11 protein-coding genes are annotated in these 11,958 nt (G+C 69.9%); 6 read left to right on the top strand and 5 right to left on the bottom strand.

Annotated elements, in window-relative coordinates; genetic code table 11:
- Nucleotides 1-10: 10 nt before the first annotated feature.
- Both FB475_RS22980 and FB475_RS22985 read left to right on the top strand, forming a co-directional pair.
- Entirely contained in the window at nucleotides 11-352 is a 342-nt protein-coding gene (locus FB475_RS22980) for an ArsR/SmtB family transcription factor (RefSeq protein ID WP_141858636.1), read from the top strand.
- Complete coding sequence (locus FB475_RS22985) at nucleotides 345-1,142, top strand: VOC family protein (protein ID WP_141858637.1); 798 nt, start codon at nucleotides 345-347, stop codon at nucleotides 1,140-1,142. The genes FB475_RS22980 and FB475_RS22985 overlap by 8 nt, the downstream gene beginning before the upstream one ends.
- Before the next feature lie 338 nt (nucleotides 1,143-1,480).
- Here FB475_RS22985 and FB475_RS22995 read toward each other — a convergent pair whose 3' ends face one another.
- The 5 genes from FB475_RS22995 to FB475_RS23015 are packed head-to-tail and all read right to left on the bottom strand — an operon-like array spanning nucleotide 1,481 to nucleotide 6,537.
- The gene (locus FB475_RS22995) at nucleotides 1,481-2,773 is read right to left on the bottom strand and encodes a DUF58 domain-containing protein (RefSeq protein WP_141858638.1); all 1,293 of its coding nucleotides are present in this window, start codon (nucleotides 2,771-2,773) and stop codon (nucleotides 1,481-1,483) included.
- A complete protein-coding gene (locus FB475_RS23000; RefSeq protein WP_141858639.1) occupies nucleotides 2,773-3,744 on the bottom strand; it encodes an AAA family ATPase in 972 nt (323 codons plus the stop codon). Before FB475_RS23000 ends, FB475_RS22995 begins: the two co-directional genes overlap by 1 nt.
- Nucleotides 3,741-4,883, bottom strand: coding sequence for a DUF4350 domain-containing protein (locus FB475_RS23005; RefSeq protein ID WP_141858640.1), 1,143 nt, complete (start codon nucleotides 4,881-4,883; stop codon nucleotides 3,741-3,743). The genes FB475_RS23000 and FB475_RS23005 overlap by 4 nt, the downstream gene beginning before the upstream one ends.
- Nucleotides 4,880-5,509 carry a DUF4129 domain-containing protein gene (locus FB475_RS23010; protein WP_141858641.1) on the bottom strand — a complete coding sequence of 210 codons (630 nt, stop codon included), beginning with the start codon at nucleotides 5,507-5,509 and terminating at the stop codon, nucleotides 4,880-4,882. Before FB475_RS23010 ends, FB475_RS23005 begins: the two co-directional genes overlap by 4 nt.
- On the bottom strand, nucleotides 5,506-6,537 hold the full coding sequence (locus FB475_RS23015; RefSeq protein ID WP_238332354.1) for a hypothetical protein: 1,032 nt from the start codon (nucleotides 6,535-6,537) through the stop codon (nucleotides 5,506-5,508). Before FB475_RS23015 ends, FB475_RS23010 begins: the two co-directional genes overlap by 4 nt.
- A 227-nt stretch (nucleotides 6,538-6,764) precedes the next feature.
- On the opposite strand from FB475_RS23015, the gene mtrA reads away from it, so the two are divergent.
- The 4 genes from mtrA (at nucleotide 6,765) to FB475_RS23035 (ending at nucleotide 11,943) form a co-directional block, all read left to right on the top strand.
- The gene (gene mtrA, locus FB475_RS23020; RefSeq protein ID WP_141859693.1) at nucleotides 6,765-7,442 is read left to right on the top strand and encodes an MtrAB system response regulator MtrA; all 678 of its coding nucleotides are present in this window, start codon (nucleotides 6,765-6,767) and stop codon (nucleotides 7,440-7,442) included.
- A 658-nt stretch (nucleotides 7,443-8,100) separates the two neighbouring features.
- Nucleotides 8,101-9,405: an MtrAB system histidine kinase MtrB gene (gene mtrB / locus FB475_RS23025; protein ID WP_272952092.1), complete on the top strand. Its 1,305-nt coding sequence runs from the start codon at nucleotides 8,101-8,103 to the stop codon at nucleotides 9,403-9,405.
- Nucleotides 9,402-11,171, top strand: coding sequence for an LpqB family beta-propeller domain-containing protein (locus tag FB475_RS23030; RefSeq protein WP_141858643.1), 1,770 nt, complete (start codon nucleotides 9,402-9,404; stop codon nucleotides 11,169-11,171). Before mtrB ends, FB475_RS23030 begins: the two co-directional genes overlap by 4 nt.
- A gap of 88 nt (nucleotides 11,172-11,259) precedes the next feature.
- Nucleotides 11,260-11,943: a ComF family protein gene (locus FB475_RS23035; protein WP_141858644.1), complete on the top strand. Its 684-nt coding sequence runs from the start codon at nucleotides 11,260-11,262 to the stop codon at nucleotides 11,941-11,943.
- The last annotated feature ends 15 nt before the right edge of the window (nucleotides 11,944-11,958 follow it).

An 11,958-nucleotide genomic window follows, 5' to 3' on the forward strand; every position in this document is an offset into this window, starting at 1 on the left:
CTATTGCGGGATGGCGCAAGATCAGGTCGATCGGTTCTTCGAGGTGCTGGCTGATCCGACCCGGCGGCAGGTCGTGCAGCTGCTCGGGGACGGTCCGCAGCGCGCCGGGCAACTGGCGGTGGCGGCGGGGGTGTCGTCGCCCGCGATGAGCCGGCACCTGCGGATCCTGCTGGAGGCCGGTCTGGTCGCCGATGAACGGGTGCCGGACGACGCACGGGTTCGCGTGTTCCGGCTCAACCCGGAGCCTGTCGTCGCCGTACAGGCCTGGCTCGACCAGGTCCAGGCGCACTGGCGCGACCAGTTGGGCGCCTTCAAGCGACACGTCGAGCAGAAGGGGAAGTCCGATGCCTGAACCGTCCGCGACCGCGTCCGTGGAGGTCCCGGTCGACCCTGCCACCGCGTTCCAGGTCTTCACCGAGGAGATCGACCTGTGGTGGGTCCGCGGCCCGATCAACTTCTGGGACTCGTCCCGGGCGATCGAGATCCGCGTCGAGCCGGGCGTCGGCGGCCGGATCCTCGAGGTGTACGCCGACGACGCGCTGGAACGTGGCGTGATCACGGCCTGGGAGCCGGGCGTCCGCTTCGAGTACCGGAGCTCCACCGACGACACCGAGACGACGGTGACGTTCGACCCGATCGCCGCCGGGACCCGCGTGACCGTCGTCGAGGCGCTGGTCCCTGGTGGTACCGAGGCCGTCTACTCCTGGCGGAACGTGCTGCATTGGTTCCCGGCCTGGGTGGCGCGCCGCGACACCGCGCCGCACGAGGTCCGCGAGGTCGGCCGGCTCGCGGTCGCCTTGTCGTACGACGATCCTGCCGCGGCTGCGCGCTGGTTGCACAGGGTGTTCGGCCTGGAGACGTGGGACCGGATCCCGGAGGAGGGCCGGCAACCGTCCTGGATCGAGCTGCACGCCGGCGCCTCCTCGATCGTCCTGCTCCGCCGGGACGCGCCGGGGGCCCCGGCCGCCGACCATGCGACCTGGGTGTACGTCGACGACCTGGAAGCGCACTTCACGCAGGCCAGTGAGGGTGGCGCGAAGATCCTGAGCGAGATCCACCAACACGGCTACAAGTGCTACGAAGCCGAGGACCTCGAAGGACACCACTGGACCTTCCTCCAGGCGCGCCCGACGATGCCGTGATCGAAGAACCCCTCACGGGCGGCCGGATGACACCCGGCGTGGTACGGGTCGGTAACACGGTACGCCGGCCCGCGTCGGACCGCTCCGCGTTCACCGCAGCGCCGCAGCCGGCGCCAAACACAACGATCCCATCAGGCAAGCCGGCCAGGTCAGGGCTCTCGCGGATGCCTACGGTCTAGCCGCGACGGTCCCGCTGATCGACGCCATCCTGCGAAGCCAACTGGACAACGCACAGTTCTGGGCCGACAGGCCATGTGAAGCGGCGGCGGAGCGAATCGCCTGGTCCTACCGAGAACACGCCTTCGTCGCAGACAACCGCCACATCTTCGAAGCAGCCCTCACAGCCGGCCGGCCTTCTTGAGGGCGAGGTAGGTGTCGGCGAGGGCCGGTGCAATCTTGTCCGGAGGCTCGTCGACGACAGTCACCCCAGCACGACTCAAAGTCGCGGTCAGGCGTTCGCGGTCCAACCGCGTCCGAGCCGCCGACGCAGCCCCGTACACCTCGACCAGATCCGTGCGACTGGCCTCGAGCTCGGTCAACCGGGGATCAGCAATCGAAGCGAGCAGTACGACGTGCCGCCGAAGCAGCGGCCCGATGACCGGCAGCAGCGACTCCTCGATCGCCGCCGGGTCCAGCCCCGTCAGCAGCACGACCAGCGACCGCTGACCGAGCCGCTCCAGCACCTGCGACACCACGATGCGGAAGTCCGTCTGCACCAGCTCCGCCTCGACGTTCGCCAGTGCGTTCACGAACGACGGCAGCACGTCCTCCGGCGCGGGCCGCCGTACGTCGGCCCGTACCGCGGAATCGCAAGCCAGCAAGGAGACCCGGTCACCCGCCCGGGTGGCGAGCGCGGCCAGCAGCAGCGCGGCGTCCATCGCATGATCCAGCCGCGGCGCATCCCCGACCCGTCCCGCGGACAGCCGCCCGGAGTCGATCACGATCGCGACCTGCCGATCCCGCTCCGGCCGCCAGGTCCGCAGGACGACGTTCCCGCGCCGGGCCGTGGCCCGCCAGTCGATGCTGCGTACGTCGTCACCCGGTACGTAGTCCCGCAACGAGTCGAACTCCGTACCCTGCCCGCGCACCAGCAACGCCGTACGCCCGTCCAGCTCGCGCAGTCGGGCCAACCGCGACGGCAGATGCTTGCGGCTCTTGAACGGCGGTAGCGCCCGCACCGTCCACGGCACCTGCTGCGACCCTTGCCGGCCCGCGAACCCGAGCGGCCCGATCGCTCGCACCGTCACGCGAACCGACTGCCGATCGCCACGACGCGTCGGAACCAGATGCGTCGTCAACCGGCGCCTCTCACCGGACGGAATGTCCAGCTTGTGCGGCCGGTCCAGTACGCCTGCGGAAGGCGGCCAAGCGTCCCGCAGCAAGCCCCGCCCCCGGCGACCTGGGTTGGTGACCAGCAGGTTCACCACGGCCTGCTCACCCAGCCGTACGGCGTTGTCGCCCTCACGGCTGAACTGCAGCCGCCGTGGCGACCCAGCCAGCAGGATGTCCACCAGGCTGATTACCAGCACCGCACCAACCACCACACCGACCCCGGCCCACGACGGCATCACCAGAGCGACGAACACCACTCCAGCGGCTGCCAAGAGGCCGGCCCGGCCAGTGAGAACCATCAGCGTGGCACCGGCACCGTTGCGAGCACGCTCTCCAGTACGGCGTCCGGGCTGACACCCTCCAGCTCCGCCTCGGGCCGCACCTGGATTCGGTGCCGCAGACAAGGACGAGCCATCGCCTTCACATCGTCCGGGATCACATAGTCCCGCCCGGAAAGCCACGCCCACGCACGGGAAACGGCCAGCAGCGCCGTAGCGCCACGGGGCGACACGCCGAGCTGCAGGGACGGCGACTGGCGCGTAGCGCGGCACAGGTCCACGACGTACGCCAGCACGTCCTCGCGGACCGCAACCCGCCGTACGGCGTTCTGCCCGGCTTCAAGATCCTCCGGACCAGCCACTGGACGCAGTCCGGCCGCGGCCAGGTCGCGCGGATCGAAGCCCTGCGCGTGGCGGGCCAGTACGGCGATCTCCGCGTCGCGCGGCGGGATGTCCAGTGTCACCTTGAGCAGGAAGCGGTCCAGTTGCGCCTCCGGCAGCGGATAGGTGCCTTCGTACTCCACGGGGTTCTGCGTGGCGGCGACGACGAACGGAACGGGCAGCTTGCGCGGCTCGCCGTCCACGGTGACCTGGCGCTCCTCCATGGCCTCCAGCAGCGCGGCCTGCGTCTTCGGTGGCGTCCGGTTGATCTCGTCCGCGAGCAGGATGTTCGTGAACACCGGACCCGGGCGGAACTCGAACTCCGACGTCTTCGCGTCGTACACCAGCGAACCGGTGACGTCACCCGGCATCAGGTCCGGCGTGAACTGCACGCGTTTGGTGTCCAGCCGCATCGCTGTCGACAGTGCCCGCACCATCAGCGTCTTGGCTGTACCGGGAACGCCTTCCAGCAGTACGTGGCCGCGGCACAGCAGGGCGAGCACCAGTGCGGTCACAGCGGTGTCCTGGCCGACCACCGCCTTGCCGATCTCGGTCCGGAGCGCGACCAGCGCCTGCCGGGCCTGGTCGGCGGTGACCTCGGTAGTCGTCACGGGTGTCGTACCTCCTGCGTCAGTACGTCGAGTTGCTGGGACAAGGACATCAGAGCGGCATCGGAGAGCGGTGGGAGACCGTAGAGCAGTTCGTACAGCATCGCCGGGTCCCGGCCGGTCCGTGCGGCGACGGTCGCGACAACGGCTGACGGGTCAGCCCGTCGAGGGATGCCGTGCGCCTTGTGTAGCTGGCCGAGCGCGGACTCGCGCAGTGCCGCGGCAGCGCGGTCCCGGGCGCGAGAGCGGCGGTAGAGCCGCGCTCTGCCCTCGGTGGTCTCGGCGGCGTGCACGATGACCGGGAGCCGCTCTGCGACGACAGGACCGAGCCGCCGGCCACGCCAGATCGCCACAACCAGCACTGCGAACGCCAGCGCCCAGCCGATGTAGCGGACGGCAGGCGGGATCAGCGGCGGGCTGTTGCCGTCCGGGCTGTCGGCACCGGTCGACTCCCACTGCGGCAGGTACCAGGTGAGGTCCTGATGCGTGCCGATCAGGTTGAGCGCCAACGCAGCGTTGCCGTCGTCCGCCAGCTGGTCGTTGGTGAACGACAGTGGCGTACCGATCACGTCGACGGTCTGGTCGCCCACGTGCAGCTGCACCACGGTGTTGTGGACGCCGTCGCCGTAGCAGGTGACCGCGTTCTCCGGCGCGATGTACGTCGGCCCGCTGACGGTGACCGTACCGGCCTTGACTGCCGCGGGGAGGTCGCAGCCAGGCTCCCGGCTCCGCGACGTCACGGAGTCACCGCTCAGCGAGACCCCGGGCGCGAGGGCCGTCAGCGCTCGCGTGCTCGGCCGGATCAGGATGAGGTGGCTCCAGCGAGCGTTGGCGATCTCCTGCCAGTCGGAGTCGTCCAGCGCACCGGACGGTCCAACGAGGAGGGCCTTGCCGTCTCCTGATTTCACGGCGTCGTCCAGGGACTCAGTGCTGTGCACGGCGACGTTGTGGTTCTCCAGCAATGCTGCCAGCGCACGGGCCCCGTCGGACTTCGTAGAGTCCGGACTGAACGGTCCTGAAGTCCGCGCCGACGTAGCGATCAGTACGCCGATCGCGGCCAGCACCACGAGAGCTGTCACGAGGAGGGGTGTCCGCAACGCCCTCCAGGTCTCCACGGCGTCGCGCCCTACCGACGTACTCATACAGCCACCCGCGCCGTCCGTGCTGCATTGTCAGCCGTCACCACGGCCTCGTACCGCTCGCGGCTGCCCGGACGGTTGCCGTAGACAACCTCTGTGAAGATCAGAGCAGCCGGTTGCAGGATGTCGCGCAGTACCGGAGCTGCTTTCCCCGCGTCCGCGACCACCTCGTACGCCGTACGTCCGGGGCGCTCGTCGAGGATGGTCCGCTCGGTCAACTCGGCCACGCAGGCGCGGAACCGGCTGCGGATCGCCGACGCGAAGTCACCGGACGCCGCCTCGCGCTCGGCCAGCGCACGGTACTCCGCGGCGCTCCGCGGCCGTGCCGTGTCGAAGACGGCCTGCGACTTCACCTTGCGGCTGGTCCGCAGTACGCCGGCACGCCAGAGCACCACAACCACGACCAGCACGAGGAGACCGATCAGCATTGCCAGACCGGCGTGGCCGTTCGGTGAGGAGCCGTTGAGGCTGTCGATCAGGTCCTGGATCCAGCCGACGAGCTTGCCGAGTGCCTTCTCGATCAGCGAGCCCGAGTCCCGGTACGCCGACTTCGACAGCTCCTTGGCCGCCTCGTGCGCGGCCCGGTCCCGGTCGATGTCGACGGGCGGCTCCAGCGGGAAGCGGATCACACGGGCTCCCCGGACCGCAGCGCCGGACGCATCCACAGGTCGAGACCCTCACGCCGGACCCGGAGGTCCAGGTAGATCAGGGCCTGTACGGCCGACATGAACGCCAGGCTCGCGATCACCGTCATCAGCGCCGCGAGGCCGACGGCAGCACCGAGCACAACCGTCACCACGGTGGACGCGGTGCTGTCGTCCCCGCCGGCCCATGAGCCGACCGTGATCATCAGCGACGTCACCCCGAACTGCAGTGCGTAGCTGATGATGTTGACGACCAGCCCGCCGAACACCAGGATCCCGAACACCCGCCAGAACTTCCCCCGCACCAGCCGCCAGGACCGCCGCAGCGCACCCCAGACACCAACCCGCTCCGGGATGTAGAGGCCGATGTCGGGCGAGTGCCGACCCTCCATCAGGACGACGGTGCCGGCGAGGACGAGCCGGACGCCGAAGATCAGCACGAGTACGCCACCTACGAACATCATGCCCAGCGCGGCCGCGCCTGCGGCGTCCGAGGAGATCGCAGCGTCCGTGCCGGCGCCGATGCCGAGCACGGCCAACCCCCAGCCGCCGATGAGCAGCACGAACGACAGGGACTGCACCAGACCGACAGCAGCGAGCGCAGGTAGCGCGGGCCGCACCAGCCGCATCAGCTCACGCGGACCGGCCCGGTGCGCCAGCTGACTGCGCACCGCCGCCAGGGCGATGATCCCCGCGAGCATGCTCGACACCACCGAGAACAGCACCACCTGGACGCCGTACGTGAGCAGCAAGGCCGCCCCGGCCTGTCCGAACGGGTCGTCCGCCCCGAAGAACCCGCTCAGACCACCCGGTACGGCGACCTCGGTCAGGGCGGCCTGCAGCGCGACCAGGGCGATCCCGGCCAGCACCGGCAGGCCCAGCATGATCGTTTTGTTCTCGGAGATCGTCCGGGCCGCGTTGTCGAGCAGGTCCGCGGGCAGCCAGGGACGCAGCGGCTCGGCGGCGACGTCGTCGTGCAACCGCATGCTCTCGTCGGCCCCCTGATCGGCCACTGCTTACCCTCCTCTGCCCGTGACGAAGTTGTGGTGGACCCTGGATGTGCACCATGATCCCCGTTGATCACAGCCCAAACCGGGGTCATACGGCGATCCGGCGTGTGCACTACCCGGGGAATGGGACACTATCCGTAGTGCGTACGGCCTGGCACCTGCCGCGCGCATCCGATCGGTCGGCAAGCGGACGGCAAGGAGCTATGGGCGTGGCAGACGGTAACCGGACGATGCGGGGCCGCATCCTCATCGTCGACGACGACACCGCGTTGTCGGAGATGCTCAGCATCGTGCTGCGCAACGAGGGCTACGACACCTATCTGTGCGCGACCGGTGACAAGGCGGTACCGGCGTTCCGCGAGTTCAAGCCGGACCTGCTGCTGCTCGACCTGATGCTGCCCGGGATGGACGGCATCGACGTCTGCCGGGCGATCCGGGCCGAGTCCGGCGTACCGATCGTGATGCTGACCGCCAAGAGCGACACCGTGGACGTGGTGCTCGGGCTGGAGTCGGGCGCCGACGACTACGTGGTGAAGCCGTTCAAGCCCAAGGAGCTGGTGGCCCGGATCCGGGCCCGGCTGCGCCGGATGGACGAGCCCGGCCCGGAGTCGCTGACCATCGGCGATCTGACCATCGACGTGGCCGGCCACTCGGTGAAGCGGGCCGGCGAGACCATCCAGTTGACGCCGCTGGAGTTCGACCTGCTCGTCTGCCTGGCGTCGAAGCCCTGGCAGGTGTTCACCCGCGAGGTGCTGCTGGAGCAGGTCTGGGGCTACCGGCACGCGGCCGACACCCGGCTGGTCAACGTGCACGTCCAGCGGCTGCGCTCCAAGATCGAGAAGGACCCTGAGCACCCGGAGATCGTCGTCACGGTCCGCGGTGTCGGATACAAGGCTGGTGCGGACTGATCGAGTACGGTCGCGGCCAAGAGCCGCAGGTGGCCTCCGGCGACACCCCGGTCGAGCCGGTGGCCGAGTCCGCCCACACCACCTCCCGGGGCACGTCTCAGGGCACACCGCAGGGCACGTCGCACAGCACCGCGCAGCCGGGCCCGCCCGCGCACCAGGTGGCCGAGTCCCGCGGCACCGAGATCGAGCTGACGGCGGCCACGGCGGACTGGTCTGCCCAGCCGAAGCCACTGTGGCGCACGCATCCCAAGCACTGGCCGGACATCTGGCGGCGCTCCATCCAGGCCCGGATCGTCACCGGCACCCTGCTGATGTCGACGCTGGTACTGATCCTGGTTGGCTGGGTGATGATGAGTCAGGTCACCGACGGTGTCCTGGAGTCCCGCCGTACCAGCGCCCAGGCCGAGGTTCGGGCGCAGCTGCAGCAGCTGTCCGCCTCGATCGACGCGGCGAACCGCAACACGGTCAACCAGCAGCTCTCCGAGCTGGTCCTCGGCACCAACCGCCCAGGCCTGTACGACGTACTGCTGGTGCCGACCGATCAGGCCGCGTCCAACGCGATCCGCTACACCGGCCTGGTCGACAGTGAACGGTCAACCAGCAGCTCTCCGAGCTGGTCCTCGGCACCAACCGCCCAGGCCTGTACGACGTACTGCTGGTGCCGACCGATCAGGCCGCGTCCAACGCGATCCGCTACACCGGCCTGGTCGACAGTGACTCGATCCCGCAGGCGCTGGCGTCCTCCGTGGTCAGCGACGGCGACAAGCTGTGGGACACCTACACCCGGATCAACTACCGGGACAGCCCGAGCGTCCCGGGACTGGTGATCGGCTCCCAGATCCGGATCGACTCCACCGGGGACAAGTACTCCATCTACTTCCTGTTCCCGCTCACAGCGCAGCAGGAGACCCTGGACGTCGTCCAGCGCGCCCTGGTGACCGCGGGCCTGCTGCTGATCGTTCTTCTCGGCGCTATCGCCTGGCTGGTCACCCGGCAGGTGGTCACGCCCGTGCGGATGGCCCGGCGGATCGCCGAGCGGCTGGCCGCCGGCAAGCTCGAGGAGCGGATGCAGGTCCGCGGTACCGACGACCTGGCCCGCCTGGCGCTGTCCTTCAACAAGATGGCCTCCAACCTGCAGCGGCAGATCCGCCGGCTCGAGGAGTTGTCCCGGCTGCAGCGGCGGTTCGTGTCGGACGTGTCGCACGAGCTGCGGACGCCGCTCACCACGGTCCGGATGGCCGCCGACCTGCTGCACGAGACCCGCGACCAGTTCGACCCGATCAGCCGCCGCTCGGTCGAGCTGCTGCAGAACGAGCTCAACCGGTTCGAGGAGCTGCTCGCGGACCTGCTGGAGATCAGCCGCTTCGACGCCGGCGCGGCCGCCCTCGACCTGGAGGACGTCGATCTGCGCGACATCGTCAACCGCGTACTGGAGAACCACGAGACGCTGCTCGAACGCAAGGGCTGCCCGGTCGAGCTGGACATGCCGGCTCCGTGCCGGGCGAACGTCGACTCGCGCCGGATCGAGCGGATCCTGCGGAACCTGATCGGCAACGCGATCGAGCACAGCGAGGGCCTGCCGATCAGGATCAGCACGGCCTTCGACGACGACGCGGCCGCCGTCGCGGTCCGCGACCACGGCGTCGGCTTCCGCGCCGAGGAGGCCGAGATGGTGTTCAGCCGGTTCTGGCGGGCCGACCCGGCCCGGGCCCGGACCACCGGCGGCACCGGCCTCGGGCTGTCGATCGCGCTCGAGGACGCCCGGCTGCACGGCGGCCGGCTGGACGCCTGGGGCTCGCCCGGCGAGGGCGCGTACTTCCGGCTGACGCTGCCGCGCCGCCCGGACGTGGCGCTCACCGGTTCGCCGCTGCCGCCCCGGCCGCCGGACGCCGCCCGGGTGATCACCGAGCTCGTCGACGTCGGCGCGCCGTACCAGAAACTGAACGGTGGTGAGGACCGGTGAGGCGCCGGCTCCTGCTGGTGCTGGTCTCGGTGGCGATGCTGGCCGGTTGTGCGGCCGTGCCGACCAAGGGCACCATCCGCAGCGGCGACCGCGCCGGGCAGGCGCCCGACCTGGGCGGCGTCGGCGTCGAGGCGAAGCCGCCGCGGCCGAACGTCGGTGACATGGCCATCGTCAACGGCTTCCTCGAGGCGATGTCGGACTCCCAGGCCTACGACGTGGCCCGCCAGTACATGACCCCGGAAGCGGCCGGCGCCTGGAAGCCGGAGAAGCAGACGGTCGTGTACGACCAGCAACCCGACTCGCTGACCCGCAAGGGCAACGGGATCCAGCTGTCCGCGACGATGATCGCCACCATCGACGAGCGCGGCGAGTGGATCCCGGCGCCGCCGAACGCGAAGGCCGACTTCTTCTTCAAGCTCAAGAAGGTCAACGACCAGCTGCGCGTCGACTCGGCGCCGCCGGGCGCCTATCTGGGCAGCAACCAGGTCGATCTGAAGCTCGCTCCCCGCGACCTGTACTTCCTCAACCCGGACCGCAACATGCTCGTCCCGGACCCGGTCTACCTCCCGCAGACCCTGCCGTCCGGCCAGGCCGCGACACAGCTCATCCAGGAACTGCTGAAGGGCCCGACCAGCCGGCTCGGCAACGGTGTGGTCTCCGCGGCGCCTCCAGGCACCGAGGTACAGGTCTCGGTACCGGTGGACCTCGGCGTGGCGACCGTTGCGCTCAACGACACCGCGGGCTCGCTCCGGGACCCGGACCGGCGGCTGCTGGCGGCACAGATCGTCTGGACGCTCAACCAGCTCAACCTGCGGGCCAAGATCACCGTCGGCGGTGCGCCGCTGCTGCCGGACGATCCGGACGTGCTGCCGTTCGCCACCTTCACCGCGTTCGACCCGCAGGTGCCGGGGACCTCCATGACCCGGCTGTACGGGCTGATGAACGACCTGCCGCAGCGGATCGTCGGCCTGGACGGCTCCACCAACGTGGAGGCCCAGGTCGTCAACAACGGCCCGCTGGCCGGCAAGAAGGCCCAGTCGTTCGCTGTCACGCCCCGAGGCGACGCCGGCGCGATCGTCACACTCGACGGGCACGACGTTGTCTACGGGCTCCTGGACCCGACCGGGAAGGACGACAAGGATGGGTCCTTCAAGGTCGAGGGCAAGACGCTGCCGCCCAGCTACGACTCCGAGGGCAACCTCTGGGTACTGGACCGGGCCGACACCGCGCACCCGCGGTTCCGGGTCCGCGACGCCGACGGACAGACGCTCACCCCGATCGCCACCGACTTCAAGGGCGACACCCCGGTGGCGCTGCGAATGGCACCCGACGGCGTGCGGGTGCTGCTGGTGATGCAGACCGCCGGCACCACGCAGAACTACGTCGAGACCGGGACCGTGCAGACCACGAACAACGGCAAGCAGCTGGTGCTCGGGGCCTTCCGGCCGCTGCGACTGCCGCTCACCAACATCTCCGACGCCGCCTGGAGCAAGCAGGGCATCATCGTGATCGGCGCCGGCGGCTCGCCGGGCAACACCAAGCACCAGGTCTGGTCGGTGAACGCGGACGGCTCCAGCCTGCAGCTGCTGCCCGGCTCGACCCCGGACTTCACCCCCGAGCGCGTCGCCTCGAACCCGAACAAGGACACCCTGCCGGTGATCCAGGACGACGACGGCCAGATCCACTGGCTCAGCAAGGACCTCGCCTGGATCACGATGGACAGCGAGAAGAACCACCCGGTGATCGTCCCGACATACCCGGGCTGAGTAAGAGGTCCCGCTCGCGGGACCTCTTGTCCACAGGCACCCGGTCGCGCGGTTGCGTGCCGGGGGCCGGTTCGGCGACGGTGGCCCGATGTGGGGCGGCTTCGTCGATCTGGTGCTGGGCGGGCGGTGCGCCGGGTGCGAGCGGCCCGGTGTCACTCTCTGTGGTGGTTGCCGTCGGCTACTGATCGGAGCGACTCCGTTCCGTGCATGGCCGGACCCCCGACCGCCGGGGCTGGCGCCCCCGACGGCCGCCGCGCCGTACGCCGGGGAGCTCCGCCGGCTGATCGTGGCGCACAAGGAGAACGCCCGGTACACCTTGGCCGGGCCGCTCGGCCGCATGCTCGCGGACGCCGTCCGGACCGCGCTCGGGGAGCGGCGGGCGATCTGGCTGTGTCCGGTTCCGTCGCCGCGAGCAACAGTGCGGCGGCGCGGTCACGATCCGCTCGGACGCATTACGAAGGCTGCCGTCAGATCCCTGCGCAGACAGGGAATCGACGCGCGGACGGCGCCTGCGCTGCGGGTCGTCCGGCGGCCCGACGACCAGGCCGGGCTGTCCGCGCAACGCCGTACCGCCAATCTGGCCGGGGCGTTCGGGGTGCGTTCGCGCTGGGCTGAAACGCTGATCGATCAACCGGTCCTGCTGGTCGACGACGTGATCACCACCGGTTCCACGCTGGCCGAGGCGTGCCGCGCCTTGGAATCGGCGGGAATCGGAGTGCTCGGATGCGCCGTCGTGGCCGCCACCGCCCGGCAGCGGGTGTCTGGTTCATGAGAACTTCCCTACCGG

Source organism: Kribbella jejuensis, from assembly GCF_006715085.1.
In the GTDB taxonomy this organism is placed as follows: domain Bacteria; phylum Actinomycetota; class Actinomycetes; order Propionibacteriales; family Kribbellaceae; genus Kribbella; species Kribbella jejuensis.